Origin of the sequence: Streptomyces flaveus, from assembly GCF_014647675.1 — a bacterium.
GTDB classification, from domain to species: Bacteria; Actinomycetota; Actinomycetes; order Streptomycetales; family Streptomycetaceae; genus Streptomyces; species Streptomyces flaveus.
This window is the reverse complement of record NZ_BMPQ01000031.1, coordinates 1-14,706: the sequence shown is the minus strand read 5'-3', so window position 1 is coordinate 14,706 and position 14,706 is coordinate 1. Positions and strand designations below refer to the sequence as shown.

General features: G+C 70.5%; 10 protein-coding genes and 1 pseudogene. 6 read left to right on the top strand and 5 right to left on the bottom strand.

Annotation, left to right across the window (positions count from 1 at the left end):
- Nucleotides 1–91 precede the first annotated feature (91 nt).
- The gene (locus tag IEZ21_RS37915) at nucleotides 92–1,360 is read right to left on the bottom strand and encodes a Clp protease N-terminal domain-containing protein (RefSeq protein ID WP_246568563.1); all 1,269 of its coding nucleotides are present in this window, start codon (nucleotides 1,358–1,360) and stop codon (nucleotides 92–94) included.
- Between the two features lie 351 nt (nucleotides 1,361–1,711).
- On the opposite strand from IEZ21_RS37915, the gene IEZ21_RS37910 reads away from it, so the two are divergent.
- Together IEZ21_RS37910 and IEZ21_RS37905 are read left to right on the top strand one after the other, a co-directional pair.
- Nucleotides 1,712–3,181: a 3' terminal RNA ribose 2'-O-methyltransferase Hen1 gene (locus IEZ21_RS37910; RefSeq protein ID WP_189326374.1), complete on the top strand. Its 1,470-nt coding sequence runs from the start codon at nucleotides 1,712–1,714 to the stop codon at nucleotides 3,179–3,181.
- On the top strand, nucleotides 3,178–5,757 hold the full coding sequence (locus IEZ21_RS37905) for a polynucleotide kinase-phosphatase (RefSeq protein ID WP_189326373.1): 2,580 nt from the start codon (nucleotides 3,178–3,180) through the stop codon (nucleotides 5,755–5,757). Before IEZ21_RS37910 ends, IEZ21_RS37905 begins: the two co-directional genes overlap by 4 nt.
- Nucleotides 5,758–5,765: 8 nt before the next feature.
- On the opposite strand, the gene IEZ21_RS37900 is transcribed toward IEZ21_RS37905, so the two are convergent.
- A complete protein-coding gene (locus IEZ21_RS37900; protein WP_189326372.1) occupies nucleotides 5,766–6,665 on the bottom strand; it encodes an NAD(+)/NADH kinase in 900 nt (299 codons plus the stop codon).
- The gene (locus IEZ21_RS37895) at nucleotides 6,662–7,666 is read right to left on the bottom strand and encodes an SPFH domain-containing protein (protein ID WP_189326371.1); all 1,005 of its coding nucleotides are present in this window, start codon (nucleotides 7,664–7,666) and stop codon (nucleotides 6,662–6,664) included. Before IEZ21_RS37895 ends, IEZ21_RS37900 begins: the two co-directional genes overlap by 4 nt.
- Before the next feature lie 120 nt (nucleotides 7,667–7,786).
- Here IEZ21_RS37895 and IEZ21_RS37890 point away from each other — a divergent pair, with 120 nt between their 5' ends.
- Both IEZ21_RS37890 and argF read left to right on the top strand, forming a co-directional pair.
- Nucleotides 7,787–9,013, top strand: coding sequence for an arginine deiminase (locus tag IEZ21_RS37890; protein WP_189326370.1), 1,227 nt, complete (start codon nucleotides 7,787–7,789; stop codon nucleotides 9,011–9,013).
- A 146-nt stretch (nucleotides 9,014–9,159) separates the two neighbouring features.
- The gene (gene argF / locus IEZ21_RS37885; RefSeq protein WP_189326369.1) at nucleotides 9,160–10,167 is read left to right on the top strand and encodes an ornithine carbamoyltransferase; all 1,008 of its coding nucleotides are present in this window, start codon (nucleotides 9,160–9,162) and stop codon (nucleotides 10,165–10,167) included.
- 19 nt (nucleotides 10,168–10,186) lie between these two features.
- On the opposite strand, the gene IEZ21_RS37880 is transcribed toward argF, so the two are convergent.
- The gene (locus IEZ21_RS37880) at nucleotides 10,187–10,642 is read right to left on the bottom strand and encodes an ATP-binding protein (protein ID WP_189326368.1); all 456 of its coding nucleotides are present in this window, start codon (nucleotides 10,640–10,642) and stop codon (nucleotides 10,187–10,189) included.
- A 413-nt stretch (nucleotides 10,643–11,055) separates the two neighbouring features.
- Between IEZ21_RS37880 and IEZ21_RS37875 the strand changes: the two genes are divergently transcribed.
- Together IEZ21_RS37875 and IEZ21_RS37870 are read left to right on the top strand one after the other, a co-directional pair.
- Nucleotides 11,056–11,883, top strand: coding sequence for an enoyl-CoA hydratase family protein (locus tag IEZ21_RS37875; RefSeq protein WP_189326367.1), 828 nt, complete (start codon nucleotides 11,056–11,058; stop codon nucleotides 11,881–11,883).
- 11 nt (nucleotides 11,884–11,894) lie between these two features.
- A complete protein-coding gene (locus tag IEZ21_RS37870; RefSeq protein WP_189326438.1) occupies nucleotides 11,895–14,162 on the top strand; it encodes a bifunctional salicylyl-CoA 5-hydroxylase/oxidoreductase in 2,268 nt (755 codons plus the stop codon).
- Nucleotides 14,163–14,398: 236 nt separating this feature from the next.
- Here IEZ21_RS37870 and IEZ21_RS37865 read toward each other — a convergent pair.
- Nucleotides 14,399–14,706 (bottom strand): annotated as a pseudogene (locus tag IEZ21_RS37865) (sulfate adenylyltransferase subunit CysD); the annotation flags it as partial.

Sequence of the window (14,706 nt, the reverse complement as noted above, 5' to 3'; positions counted from 1 at the left end):
ACTCATACTCACCTCTGCCCCGGCACCACGGATCCGCCGGAGGGAACGGTAGCCGCGGCAGGGACGGCCGCTGCCCGGCGGCGCCCTGATGTCACGCGCCCGACCGCGGACCCAGCTCCGCCCGCAACGCGGCGATGTCCACGTGCTCGGCGGCCAGCAGCCGTCCGACCGTGCGGCCCTCGTCGCCCGCCTCCGCGTCCACCGCGGGTGCTTCGAGCAGCGCGGCCAGCAGGTGGGCCGTACCGACCGTGGGCGAACCCTGCTCGGCGGCGATGAGCTGCGCGGCCGCCTTGGCCTGCTGGGCGGAGTCGGAGAGACGTGTGTGGGCGCCCGAGTCGACCACTGTGCTGATGGTCGCCGAACGGGCCAGGGACCCGTGCCGTACGCCGTGCCGGCGCAACAGTTCGGCGGCCGTGCTGACGGATGCCAGATCCTCGGGCAGTGACCGTCCGGCAACGGCCAGGGCCCGGTCCAGGGCCAGGATTCCCAGCAGGAGGTCCACGGGCTCCGTCTCGCCGCGCCCGTAGCGTGCCGCTTGCCGTGCGGCCTCGCCGGTCACCGCGAACATCACCGGTGAGCCGTAGACGGACGCCCCTGAGGTCCACGACGTTATCGCGCGGGACAGGCGGTTGCCGCTCTTGCCCAGCGTGCCGGCCCGGCGGAGAAGCAGGACGCCACGCGATTCCGGTCCCTCGGTCTCCGCCGAGGCCCTCGCGTCCAGTGCGTCGAGTGCCGTGGCCGCGGCGGCCAGGTCCAGCCTCTCCACGACCAGTGCCTCCCGGGCCCGGCTCGCCGGCAGGTTCAGCAGGGCCCGCGCCACGTGCCGGCAGCGCACCGCGACCGTCCCTTCGGTGCGGGCCGACCTGAGCGCGAGCAGCAGGCACATCCGCGTCGCGTCGGTCATCACGGGCAGAGGCCGGCCGCTCTCCCCGGCCGGTCCCTTCGTCTTGTGCGAGCCACGTGATGCGCCGGTCTCGAGCCCGAGGCGCCACTGTGCCTCGCGCCAGGTGGCGGTGACCTCGGCCTCGTCCTCGTCGGTGGCCTCGACCGGTGTGCCGCCGTCCCCGTCGTCGTTCGCCCAACCCGCTCCACCGCTCCCGGCCCGGCCCGAGACCAGGCCGCTGAGCGAGCCGGCCTTCCGTATCCCGGGGGCGATCGCCGAACCGGCCTCCGTCTCCCCCATCACGAGTGCGGACAGCAGGTGTTCGGTGCCCACAGCCGGTGACTCGAGCTTGACGGCCTCGCGCAGTGCCTTTACGAGCAGATCCATGACGTCGAGCTCGAACTCCGTGGGCGCTCCGGCCAGTACGGCCATGGCCGTGGCGTCGGCGTGTGCTCCGGTCGTCGGTCGCTGGTGCATTGAACGTTCCCCTCGGGCTGTGGTGGCCGGACGAGACCGACGCTAGACGGACACCGCACGCCGTCGCGTCGGCCGACCGGCCAAGGGCCCGGGCCGATCGGCCAGACGTCCAGTCCGATCGGCCCGGAAGGGCCCGGAAGCCGTCCGCGTACGGCGCGGAAGCCCTGCTCGTACGGCCCGGAAACCGTCCGCGTGCAGTCCGAGAGCCGCTCACCTGCCGTACGCGGAAGACGGAAAATGCCTGACTTCTCCGGAGAGGTTCGCTGTACGTTGTGCACGGTGCCGGACGGCGGCGCCCCCGATTTCCGCAGTTCAGAAGCGGTTCTGAAAGACGTTTCGAGGCAGACCACCGTGTTCCTGACGATCAGTACCAACGGCACCCCAGAGCGCCCGGCGACCGACCTCGGTTTCCTGCTGCACAAGCACCCCGACAAGGCGCAGGCGTTCTCCACCTCCTACGGCAAGGCGCACGTCCTCTACCCCGAGGCGAGCCCCGAGCGCTGCACGGCCGCGCTGCTGCTGGAGGTCGACGCGGTGGCGCTGGTGCGGCGCGGCAAGGGCAAGGGGCGTGGGGGAGCGCCGGACGCCGCGCTCGCGCAGTACGTCAACGACCGGCCGTACGCCGCCTCGTCACTGCTCGCCGTGGCGCTGAGCAGCGTGTTCTCCAGCGCGATGAAGGGAACGTGCCACGCCAGGCCCGAACTCCCGGAGCAGGCAAGGCCGTTGCGCATCGAAGTGCCCGCACTGCCCGCCCGAGGCGGCGCCGAGCTCGTCCGCAATCTCTTCGAACCGCTCGGCTGGACGGTGACGGCGGAACCCGTCGCGCTGGACGCCGAGTTCCCGGAGTGGGGCGAGTCCCGCTACGTAAGCCTCGTACTCGAAGGCGAACTGCGGCTGGCCGAAGCCCTGCGGCACCTGTACGTCCTCCTCCCCGTCCTCGACGACGCCAAGCACTACTGGGTCGCGACCGACGAGGTCGACAAGCTGCTGCGGGCCGGCGAGGGCTGGCTGCCGGAGCACCCGGAGCACAAGCTGATCACCAGCCGCTATCTGTCCCGCCGTTGGTCGCTGACGCGGCAGGCCATGGAGCGACTGGAACTCGTCCGGCTGGCGGAGGCGGACGACAGCGACGTCGAGGAGATCGACAACGCCATCGACGAGACGCAGGACACGGACGAGAAGCCGGTACCGCTCGCCGTGCGGCGGCGGGACGCGATCGTCGAGGCGCTGCGGGCCGCCGGGGCCGGGCGGGTGCTCGATCTCGGCTGCGGACAGGGCCAGTTGGTGCAGGAGCTGCTGAAGGACATCCGGTTCACCGAGATCGTCGGTGTCGATGTGTCGATGCGCGCGCTCACCATCGCCTCGCGGCGGCTCAAGCTGGAGCGGATGGGGGAGCGGCGGGCCGAGCGGGTGAAGCTCATGCAGGGCTCGCTCGCGTACACCGACACTCGGCTCAAGGGGTACGACGCCGCCGTGCTCAGCGAGGTCATCGAGCACGTCGACCTGCCGCGGCTGTCCGCCCTGGAGTACGCCGTGTTCGGCTCCGCCCGCCCGAGGACCGTCCTCGTGACGACGCCGAACGTCGAGTACAACGTCCGCTGGGAGACCCTCCCGGCCGGACATGTCCGGCACGGCGACCACCGCTTCGAGTGGACGCGCGAGGAGTTCCGTACCTGGGCGCGGGCGGTGGCCGAACGGCACGGATACGACGTGGAGTTCGTGCCCGTCGGACCAGAGGACCCCGAGGTGGGTCCGCCGACTCAGATGGCCGTCTTCACGATATTCACGACGAAAGCAGCGAAGGAGGAGAAGGCCGCATGACCAGCAATGACACCAAGGGTCGTACTCTGCCCGTCACCGACCTCTCCCTCGTCGTGCTCATCGGCGCCTCCGGCTCGGGCAAGTCCACCTTCGCCCGCCGGCACTTCAAGCCGACCGAGGTGATCTCGTCCGACTTCTGCCGCGGCCTCGTCGCCGACGACGAGAACGACCAGAGCGCCAGCGGGGACGCCTTCGACGTACTCCACTACATCGCGGGCAAGCGGCTCGCGGCGGGCCGGCGCACCGTGGTCGACGCGACCAGCGTGCAGCAGGAGAGCCGCAAGCAGCTGGTCGAACTGGCCAAGAAGTACGACGTGTTGCCCATCGCGATCGTGCTCGACGTACCGGAGGAGGTGTGCGCCGAGCGCAACGCCGCGCGCGAGGACCGGGCCGGCATGCCACGTCGCGTCATCCAGCGGCACATCCGCGAACTGCGGCGCTCCCTGCGGCACTTGGAGCGCGAGGGCTTCCGCAAGGTGCACATCCTGCGCGGAGTGGAGGAGATCGAGAGCGCGGAGATCCGCACCGAGAAGCGGTTCAACGACCTGACCCACCTCACCGGCCCGTTCGACATCATCGGCGACATCCACGGCTGCGGCTCCGAACTGGAGTTGCTGCTCGGCAAGTTGGGCTACGTGGACGGAGTCCACCCCGAGGGCCGTACGGCCGTGTTCGTCGGCGACCTCGTCGACCGCGGCCCCGACTCCCCGGGCGTGCTGCGCCGTGTGATGTCCATGGTCGCGTCGGGCGACGCGCTGTGCGTGCCCGGCAACCACGAGAACAAGTACGGGCGTCACCTCAAGGGCCGCAAGGTCCAGCACACGCACGGGCTCGCCGAGACGATCGAGCAGATGGAGGGGCAGAGCGAGGAGTTCAAGAAGCAGGTACGGGAGTTCATCGACGGGCTCGTCAGCCACTACGTGCTCGACGGCGGTCGGCTCGTCGTCTGCCACGCCGGTCTGCCCGAGAAGTACCACGGCCGTACGTCGGGCAGGGTGCGCTCGCACGCGCTGTACGGCGACACCACCGGCGAGACGGACGAGTTCGGGCTGCCGGTGCGCTACCCGTGGGCGGAGGAGTACCGGGGCCGCGCGGCGGTCGTGTACGGCCACACTCCCGTGCCCACCGCGACCTGGCTGAACAACACCATCTGCCTGGACACCGGCGCCGTCTTCGGCGGCAAGCTGACCGCACTGCGCTGGCCGGAGCGCGAGCTCGTCGACGTACCGGCCGAGCGGGTCTGGTACGAGCCGACGAAGCCGCTGCGGACCGAGGCACCCGGCGGTCACGACGGGCGGCCGCTGGACCTCGCGGACGTGCACGGGCGTCGGGTCGTGGAGACCCGCCACGCGGGCCGGGTGTCGGTCCGCGAGGAGAACGCGGCGGCGGCCCTCGAGGTCATGAGCCGTTTCGCCGTGGACCCGCGGCTGCTGCCGTACCTGCCGCCGACGATGGCGCCGACGGCGACCTCGCGTGTGGAGGGCTACTTGGAGCACCCGGCCGAGGCCTTCGCCCAGTACGCGGCGGACGGTGTCGCGCGGGTCGTGTGCGAGGAGAAGCACATGGGCTCGCGGGCGGTGGCGCTGGTGTGCCGGGACGCGGATGCGGCGCGTGAGCGCTTCGGGGTGGACGGGCCGACCGGCTCGCTCTACACCCGCACCGGGCGCCCCTTCTTCGATGACCCCGCGGTCACCGAGGAGATCCTCGGGCGGGTGCGCAGCGCCGTCACCGAGGCCGGGCTGTGGGAGGAGCTGGCCACCGACTGGGTGCTGCTGGACGCGGAGTTGATGCCGTGGTCGCTCAAGGCGTCCGGGCTGCTGCGTAGTCAGTACGCCGCTGTCGGGGCCGCTTCCGGGGCCGTGTTCCCGGGTGCGGTCGCCGCGCTCGAAGGGGCGGCGGCGCGGGGTGTCGACGTACAGGACCTGCTGGTGAAGCAGCGGGAACGGGCCGCGGACGCCGCCGCGTTCACCGAGGCGTACCGGCGGTACTGCTGGACCACGTCCGGTCTGGAAGGTGTGCGGCTCGCGCCCTTCCAGATCCTCGCCGTGCAGGGGCGGAGCCTGGCCGCGCTGCCGCACGACGAACAGCTCGCGCTGATCGACCGCTTCGTGTCGAGCGACGCGTCCGGGCTGCTGCAGACCACGCGACGGCTGTTCGTCGACACGGCTGACCCGGACTCGGTGCGGGCCGGTGTCGACTGGTGGCTGGAGATGACAGGGCGCGGCGGCGAGGGCATGGTCGTCAAGCCGGTGAATGCCGTGGTGCGGTGGGGGTCCCCCCGCTCGAGCGAAGCCGAGAGTGGGGGAGGTGAGGGTCGGCTGGTCCAGCCCGGCATCAAGTGCCGGGGCCGCGAGTACCTCCGGGTCATCTACGGCCCGGAGTACACGCGCCCGGAGAACCTCGACCGCCTCCGGGGCCGCTTCCTCAACCACAAGCGCTCGCTGGCGATCCGTGAGTACGCGCTGGGTCTGGAGGCCCTGGACCGCCTGGCGGAGGGCGAGCCGCTGTGGCGGGTGCACGAGGCGGTGTTCGGGGTGCTGGCGCTGGAGTCGGAGCCGGTGGACCCGCGGCTGTGACGGTCAGGTCAGCAGACCAGCCGCAGCCGCTCCCGGCGCACGCCCACCCGGACCGTCTGCCCCCAGGTCAGCTCGACCGCGTCCGTCTCCATCCCGTCCCCGAAGGCGACCAGCCGCTCGGACTCGACGGTGAGGCGGAGACTGGTCGCGGCGGCGAGTTCCCCGGCCACCAGTGACGTACCGGTGGCCGGGGACGGCCAGGCCTCCCGCACGAACCACAGCAGCCGTTCCTCGGTGGGGTCGGGCAACCGCAGCCGCGTGCCCCGTTCCTGCCACACGGACCGGATCCATCCGGTCGCCCCGGTCCCGGTGCCGACGATCACCCCGGAGGAGGCCTGGGCCTCGACGACACCCCCGTCGTCCTCGAGGCCCAGGCGGTATCGGGCCGTCTGGTGGCCGGCGGCACCCAGGTAGATCTCGTTCAGCGCCACGAGCCGCTGTGTGTCGTCGGCGACGGCCTCGACCATGGTGAGTTCGTCGAAGTCGCTCCTTCCGGATTGCGTGAACGCGAACAACTTGCCCGCGTCCTCGGGGCGATGGCGCACCAGGACGCCCGGATTGCGGCGGGGGTCGGTGTCGATGCCGACCACCGGCTGCCCGGCGAGGTACTTGGCGACGTTCGCCACCAGCCCGTCCTGTCCGACCACGACCACGACGTCCTCGGGGGCGAACAGGAAGCGGTCCAGGTCGGTTCGTTCCACGCGGGTCTGACGCCAGGTCAGGGGGATGGCCGAGGTCACCTCCGTCAGCGCCTGTCGCGTCCGGCGGTGGCGTTCGGCGATCTCCTGGATGTCCCGGCCACGGGAGGAGAGGAAGAACGCGGCCTGGCCGTGCGTGCCGTGCCGGGCCACCAACTCCTCGTACTCCGTGACGCGGTGGACGAGGACGATCCGGGGAGCGAGGCTCACGCCCGCTCCTGCGTACCGAGCCTGGCGAGCAAGCCCGTCAGCACGTCCGGCGACACCGTCACGCTGTCGATCCGCGGCAGGTTCTCCGCCAGTCGTGTCCCGGTGAGGGCGTGCAGCGTCGTCACGTCCACCTCCGCGTGCACCCGCAGCCAGGCCGCCTGTGCCTGCGCCCGTGCCTCACCGACCTCGCGCGCTCCCTCGGCCTCGGCCCGGGCCAGCCGTACGGACCGGGTGGCCTCCGCCTCGGCCCTGACCGCGTCGGCCGCCGCATGCTCCTCGGCTTCGCGCCGTGCGTTCGTCCCTCGCTGGTCCACCAACTGCTCCTCGCGGCGGGCGAGTTCGATCTGGCTGTCCAGTTCGTTCTCGGCGATCGCGCGCTCCCGCTCGACGGCCACCGCCCGCCGCTCGTAGGTCGCCCGGTCCGCCTCCTGCTGGATCTGCTCGCGGGCCGGCGTGCGCAGCGCTCGCTCCACCTCCGGTTCCGGGCGCAGCGCGATGACGCGTACGGCGACCACCTCGATGCCGGTCGCCGGGAGCCGGGGCTCCCCGCCCAGGCCCGCCGCGATCCGCTCCCGCACCGCCGTCACTCCGTCGACCAGCGCCGCCGACAGCGGCGTACGGGCCAGCACGTCCAGCGCGTGCTGCTGCGCCGTCTCCGTAAGGAGCGTCCCCAACTGCTCCAGCGGTGTGCCCCGCCACGCGCCGGTGTCCGGGTCGATGGAGAAGTCCAGGCGCGCGGCGGCCATCGCCGGGTCGCTGATCCGGTAGGTGACGGTCGCCTGGACGGCCACGTCCTGGAAGTCGGACGTACGGGCATGGAAGGTCATCGCCAACTCCCGGTCGTCGACCGGGACTTCGGAGAGCGCGGCGGTCAGCGCCCGGAACCAGAAGCTGAGCCCGGGGCCGTCGTGCAGCAGTTTTCCGCCGCGGTGATGGCGGATGTGCGCCGTGGGTGCGCCGCGCAGATGGCGCCAGCCGAGGCGCCGGGTGATGTCGGCCATGAAGCCCCCTCTTTTCGTCATGGAGACGGTAACCAGGAATCACGCTTGTCGTCAAGGTGACGAAAAAGGAAGAGGGTAAGCGGTGGGGTGAACACGGCCCCCGGTGGTCAAGATGGAGGCATGGGATTCCAAGTCGACTCCGAGGCCGGGCGGCTCCGCCGCGTCATCCTGCACCGGCCTGATCTTGAGCTCAAAAGGCTCACCCCCAGTAACAAGGACGCCCTGCTCTTCGACGACGTGCTGTGGGTGCGCCGGGCGCGAGCGGAGCACGACGGGTTCGCGGACGTGCTGCGTGACCGTGGGGTCACCGTCCATCTTTTCGGCGACCTGCTCACCGATGTGCTGGGGCTCCCGGCCGCCCGGGAGCTCGTACTGGACCGGGTCTTCGACGAGAAGGAGTACGGGCCGCTCGCCACGGACCACATCCGGGAGGCCTTCGACGCCATGCCGGCGGGCGAGCTGGCCGAGGCCCTGGTCGGCGGCATGACCAAGCGGGAGTTCCTGGACGCGCACGCGGAGCCGACGTCCGTGCGCTTCCACGTCATGGAGCTCGACGACTTCCTGCTCCGCCCGCTGCCCAACCATCTGTTCACCCGGGACACCTCCGCCTGGATATACGACGGGGTCTCCATCAACGCCATGCGCTGGCCCGCCCGCCAGCGCGAGACCGTGCACTTCGAGGCGATCTACCGGCATCACCCGCTGTTCGCGAAGGAGGCCTTCAACATCTGGTCGGAAGGGCAGGCGGACTACCCCTCCACCATCGAGGGCGGCGACGTGCTGGTCATCGGCAACGGCGCCGTGCTCATCGGCATGAGCGAGCGGACGACACCGCAGGCCGTGGAGATGCTCGCGCACAAGCTGTTCGCCGCCGGGTCGGCGACCACGATCGTGGCGCTCGACATGCCCAAGAGACGGGCTTTGATGCACCTCGACACGGTGATGACGATGGTCGACGGCGACATCTTCACGCAGTACGCGGGACTCGGCATGCTCCGCTCGTACACCATCGAACCGGGCGTGGACGACAAGGAGCTCAAGGTCACCGACCACCCGCCGGAGCACATGCACCGCGCGATCGCCGCGGCCCTCGGGCTGAGCGAGATCCGCGTACTGACCGCCACGCAGGACGTGCACGCGGCCGAGCGCGAACAGTGGGACGACGGCTGCAACGTCCTCGCGGTCGAGCCGGGTGTCGTGGTCGCCTACGAGCGGAACTCGACCACGAACACCCATCTGCGCAAGCAGGGTATTGAGGTGATCGAGATCCCGGGGAGCGAACTGGGGAGAGGGCGGGGCGGCCCACGCTGTATGAGCTGTCCGGTGCAGAGGGACTCCGTCGGTTGAGCGGAATGGGGAACTGCGGGCCGTCTGTGGCTGGTCGCGCAGTTCCCCGCGCCCCTAAGGGGGTGCATCCACACCGTGTCGCATAGAAATGCGAAGTCTCGTATAGACTTCCGGCTATCTGAGTCCCCGCATGTCTGGAGCGCCCCATGGCGACAGTCCCGACCGCCCTCGCCGGCCGCCACTTCCTGAAGGAGCTGGACTTCACGGCGCAGGAGTTCCGCGGTCTGATCGAGCTTGCCGCCGAGCTGAAGGCCGCCAAGAAGGCCGGGACCGAGACCCAGTACCTGCGCGGGAAGAACCTCGCGTTGATCTTCGAGAAGACCTCGACGCGCACCCGCTGCGCGTTCGAGGTCGCGGCCGCGGATCAGGGGGTGGCGACCACGTATCTCGATCCGTCCGGCTCCCAGATAGGGCACAAGGAGTCCGTGAAGGACACCGCGCGGGTGCTCGGCCGGATGTACGACGCGATCCAGTACCGCGGCGACAGTCAGGCGAACGTCGAGGAGCTGGCCGCGTACGCCGGCGTGCCCGTCTACAACGGCCTCACCGACGCCTGGCACCCCACGCAGATGCTCGCCGACGTGCTCACGATGACCGAGCACACGGACCGGCCCCTGGACGAGATCGCCTTCGCGTACCTGGGCGACGCCCGCTTCAACATGGGCAACTCGTACCTGATCACGGGCGCGCTCCTCGGGATGGACGTCCGCATCGTGGCCCCGCAGGCCTACTGGCCCGCCAAGGAGGTCATCGCCGAGGCGCTCAGGATCAGTGAGACCAGTGGCGCCCGTATCACCTTCACCGAGACCGTCGCCGAGGGCGTCGCGGACGTCGACTTCATCGCCACCGACGTCTGGGTGTCCATGGGGGAGCCCAAGGAGGTCTGGGACGAGCGGATCGCCGCCCTCGGTCCGTACGCGGTGACGATGGACGTCCTGCGTGCCACCGGCAACGCGGACGTCAAGTTCCTGCACTGCCTGCCCGCCTTCCACGACCTGGGTACGAAGGTCGGGCGCGAGATCCACGAGCGGCATGGCCTGGACTCCCTCGAGGTCACCGACGAGGTCTTCGAGTCGGCGCACTCGGTCGTCTTCGACGAGGCGGAGAACCGGCTGCACACGATCAAGGCGGTCCTGGTGGCGACGCTCGCCTGAGCCCTACGTCATCACTCGATCACTCGCTGGGTCTGCGCTGCTGTGGCACCGCAGGCAGCCTGAACCAGACCGCCTTGCCGGACTCGGTCGCCCGGTGCCCGCAGGACGAGCTGAGGGCGCGGATCAGCAGCAGGCCGCGGCCGTGCTCCTGCCAGGGGTCCGGGTTGTTGTCCGGGCCGGGGCGGGTGAGGCTGCCGGGCGGGGACGGGTCGGGATCGTGCACCTCGACCTGGCAGCCGGTCGGCAGCAGCTGCACGACCAGCTCTATGGGGTCCTCCCCCTTGGTGTGCTCCACGGCGTTGGCCACTAGTTCGGCGGTGAGCAGCTCGGCCGTGTCGCAGTCGGCGGGGTGCTCGATCTCGGCCAGGGCGGTACGGACCAGTGCGCGGGCGACGGGCACGGCGGCGGCGGAGTGCGGCAGCGCGACGCGCCAGGAGGCTGGGGCTGAGGGCTCGTGCAAGGCGGGTCCGTTCATGGAGCAGGTACTCCTGCTTTCAACAATAAGAAGGATACTGCGATGTCGGGCCGAATGCCCGGCGGGGCCTTTCTGTTCGTTTTGTTCTTCTGTCGTGCTGCATGGGCTGTACGGGCTGTACGGGCTGTACCCAGGTCAACGGTCCGGCTCGCGCCGGAACTCCCGCCGTTACGGCGCTGTCGCGCACCCGTGACTCCGTGACTGCTGTGTCGAGGTCACGTCTCGTGGCGATAGTGGCGTATCAAAGCTCACGTATCGCACTTCATGCCGGTTCATGTGGCGAAGCTCGCATACTGACGTCGCGTCGCCTCGGTCTTATCGCGCACTCCTGACGACAGTCAAAGATGAGTGATAGATTCATGGGTAGCGCCCGGCAGTGCCGCCCGCCGCCCCTCCCGAGGAGGCCGCACCTCATGAGTCCCTTCACCGGCTCCGCGACCCGCACGCCCGACTGGCAGCACCTGCGCTGCGAATACGTCGACGGGGTCGCCACCGTCACCCTGGCCCGCCCCGAGAAGCTGAACGCCCTCACCTTCGGTGCCTACGCCGATCTGCGCGACCTGCTCGCCGAGCTGTCCCGCGAGAAGTCCGTACGCGCCCTTGTGCTGGCCGGCGAGGGCCGTGGCTTCTGCTCCGGCGGTGACGTCGACGAGATCATCGGGGCCACGCTGTCGATGGACACGTCCCAGCTGCTCGACTTCAACCGCATGACCGGGCAGGTCGTCCGGGCCGTACGCGAATGCCCCTTCCCCGTGATCGCGGCGGTGCACGGCGTCGCGGCCGGCGCGGGCGCGGTCCTCGCCCTGGCCGCGGACTTCCGGGTGGCCGACCCGAGCGCCCGCTTCGCCTTCCTCTTCACCCGCGTCGGCCTGTCCGGCGGCGACATGGGCGCCGCCTATCTGCTGCCCCGCGTCGTCGGTCTCGGCCACGCGACCCGCCTGCTGATGCTGGGCGAGCCGGTACGCGCACCCGAAGCCGAGCGCATCGGCCTCATCAGCGAACTGACCGAGGAAGGCCACGCCGACGAGGCCGCCCAGGCCCTGGCCCACCGCCTCGCCCAGGGCCCCGCCCTCGCATACGCCCAGACGAAGGCCCTCCTCACCGCCGAACTGGACATGCCCCTGTCCGCCTCGGTGGAGCTGGACGCCTCGACCCAGGCCCTGCTGATGAACGGCGAGGACTATGCCGAGTTCCACGCGGCGTTCACGGAGAAACGGCCCCCGAAGTGGCGGGGGCGGTGACCGTGAGCGCGATGCGGGTGGCGGTGATCGGCGGTGGCCCCGGTGGGCTCTACGCCGCCGCCCTCCTCAAGCGGCTCGATCCTGCCCGTGACATCACCGTCTGGGAGCGCAACGCCCCCGACGACACCTTCGGCTTCGGCGTCGTGCTCTCCGACGAGACGCTCGGGGGCATCGAGCACGCCGACCCCATCGTGTACGAGGCGTTGCGGGACGAGTTCGTGCGGTGGGACGACATCGACATCGTCCACCGGAACACCCGCCACACCTCCGGAGGGCATGGCTTCGCGGCGCTCGGGCGGCGCAGGCTGCTGGAGATCCTGCACGAGCGGTGCCGTTCGCTCGGTGTCGAGCTGCACTTTCGTACGCAGGCGCCGGACGTGGCGCGGCTTTCGGAGTCGTACGACCTCGTGGTCGCGGCGGACGGAGTGCACAGCACCACGCGCGAGGCGTACGCGCAGGTGTTCCGGCCGCGGGTGGCCACCCACCGGTGCCGCTACATCTGGCTCGCCGCCGACTTCCCGTTCGAGGCGTTCCGCTTCGAGATCGCGGAGACCGAGCACGGGGTGATGCAGCTGCACGGATACCCCTATGCGGCCGACGCCTCGACCGTCATCGTCGAGATGCGCGAAGAGGTGTGGGAGGCGGCCGGGTTCGCGGAGGCGGACGTCGAGGAGTCCGTCGAACGGTGCGCCAAGATCTTCGCGGACGCGCTCGGCGGACGGGCGCTCAGATCCAACAAGTCGGCGTGGACGGCGTTCCGTACCGTCGTCAACGAGCGCTGGTCCCACCAGAACGTGGTCCTGCTCGGCGATGCCGCACACACCGCGCACTTCTCCATCGGCTCCGGTACGAAGCTCGCCGTCGAGGACGCGCTCGCCCTTGCCGCCTGCCTGGAGGAACAGCCCTCGCTCGACGCCGCGTTGACCGCGTACGAGGAGGAACGGCGCCCGGTCGTCGCCTCCACGCAGCGGGCGGCACGCGCCAGCCTGGAGTGGTTCGAGAACCTGGGGCTCTATCTCGACCAGCCCGCCCGGCAGTTCGCGTTCAACCTGCTCACCCGCAGCCGCCGGGTCACGCACGACAACCTCCGGCTGCGCGACGCGCGTTTCACCGAGAGCGTGGAGCGCGAGTTCGGCTGCCTGCCCGGTACGCCGCCGATGTTCACGCCGTTCCGGCTGCGCGGACTGACCCTGCGCAACCGGGTCGTGGTCTCACCGATGGACATGTACTCGGCCGTGGACGGCGTACCCGGCGACTTCCACCTCGTCCACCTGGGCGCGCGGGCGCTCGGCGGCGCCGGGCTGGTGATGACGGAGATGGTGTGTGTGAGCCCGGAGGGCCGGATCACGCCGGGCTGCGCCGGCCTCTACACCTCCCGACAGGGCGATTCCTGGCGGCGGATCACCGACTTCGTGCACGCACAGGCACCGGGTGCGGCGATCGGCGTACAGCTCGGCCACTCGGGCCGCAAGGGCTCCACCAAGCTGATGTGGGAGGGCATCGACGAACCACTGGAGGAGGGCAACTGGCCGCTCGTGGCCGCGTCCCCGCTTCCGTACAGGCCGGAGAACCAGACGCCGAGCGAGCTGACCCAGACTCAAATGGCCGATGTACGCGAGCAGTTCACGTCAGCCGCCCGATGTGCCGCCCACTGCGGCTTCGACCTGCTCGAACTCCACTGCGCCCACGGCTACTTGCTCTCCGGCTTCCTCTCCCCGCTGACCAACCGCCGCACGGACGCCTACGGCGGTTCTCTGAAGAACCGTTTGCGCTTCCCGCTGGAAGTCTTCGACGCCGTACGTGCCGTATGGCCCGAGGACCGCCCGATGACCGTACGCATCTCGGCCACCGACTGGGCCGACGGCGGCACCACCGCGGACGACGCCGTCACCATCGCCCGCGCCTTCGCCGCACACGGCGCCGACGCGATCGACGTCTCGACGGGCCAGGTGGTCGCGGAGGAGCAGCCGGAGTACGGCCGCTCCTACCAGACCCCGTACGCGGACCGGATCCGCAACGAGACGGGGATCCCGGTGATCGCAGTGGGCGCCATCTCCTCCTGGGACGACGTCAACTCCCTGATCCTGGCGGGGCGTACGGACCTGTGCGCCCTGGCCCGCCCCCACCTGTACGACCCGCACTGGACGCTGCACGCTGCGTCTGAGCAGGGCTACACGGGGGCGGGCGTCAGCTGGCCCGGGCCGTACCGGGCGGGCAGCCGGCGCCCGCAGACGGGGCGCACGGATGCGCCGAAGCCGCGGCTTACGTTGGGGAGTTGAGCTCCCCCAACATGCGCCTTCGGGGGTGGGGGGCGAATTCGTCGGCGAGTGCGGGTTGGTTGTGGCTGGTCGCTCCCCCACTCTCGAATTCTCCCCCAGTGCCTTAAGGGCCTGGGGGGACCCCCAGAGCGGGGGGACCCCCAGAGCGGGGGGACCCCCATCGCGGCGGAGCCGCAAATCGATACAGCCCCGCGCCCCTGAAGGAAGGCCTGCGGCCTTCTTCAGGGGCGCGGAGCTTAGAAGTACCCCTCGCGCTTGCGGTCTTCCATCGCGGCCTCGGACAGCTTGTCGTCCGCGCGGGTCGCGCCCCGCTCGGTGAACCGGGAGGCGGCGATCTCGGCGATCACCGCGTCCAGCGTGGTGGCGTCGGAGTCCACGGCACCGGTGCAGGACATGTCGCCCACCGTGCGGTAGCGCACCAGGCGCTTCTCGACGCTCTCGCCGTCCTTGGGGCCGCCCCAGTCACCGGCGGTCAGCCACATGCCACCGCGCTGGAACACCTCGCGCTGGTGGGCGAAGTAGATCTGCGGGAGTTCGATCTTCT

What these genes read in the sequence shown, in the direction of transcription:
- IEZ21_RS37915 (WP_246568563.1), bottom strand. Translation starts at nt 1,360, where the DNA reads ATGCACCAGCGACCGACGACCGGAGCACACGCCGACGCCACGGCCATG.
- IEZ21_RS37905 (WP_189326373.1), top strand. Translation starts at nt 3,178, where the DNA reads ATGACCAGCAATGACACCAAGGGTCGTACTCTGCCCGTCACCGACCTC.
- IEZ21_RS37895 (WP_189326371.1), bottom strand. Translation starts at nt 7,666, where the DNA reads ATGGCCGACATCACCCGGCGCCTCGGCTGGCGCCATCTGCGCGGCGCA.
- IEZ21_RS37890 (WP_189326370.1), top strand. Translation starts at nt 7,787, where the DNA reads ATGGGATTCCAAGTCGACTCCGAGGCCGGGCGGCTCCGCCGCGTCATC.
- argF (WP_189326369.1), top strand. Translation starts at nt 9,160, where the DNA reads ATGGCGACAGTCCCGACCGCCCTCGCCGGCCGCCACTTCCTGAAGGAG.
- IEZ21_RS37880 (WP_189326368.1), bottom strand. Translation starts at nt 10,642, where the DNA reads ATGAACGGACCCGCCTTGCACGAGCCCTCAGCCCCAGCCTCCTGGCGC.
- IEZ21_RS37875 (WP_189326367.1), top strand. Translation starts at nt 11,056, where the DNA reads ATGAGTCCCTTCACCGGCTCCGCGACCCGCACGCCCGACTGGCAGCAC.
- IEZ21_RS37870 (WP_189326438.1), top strand. Translation starts at nt 11,895, where the DNA reads ATGCGGGTGGCGGTGATCGGCGGTGGCCCCGGTGGGCTCTACGCCGCC.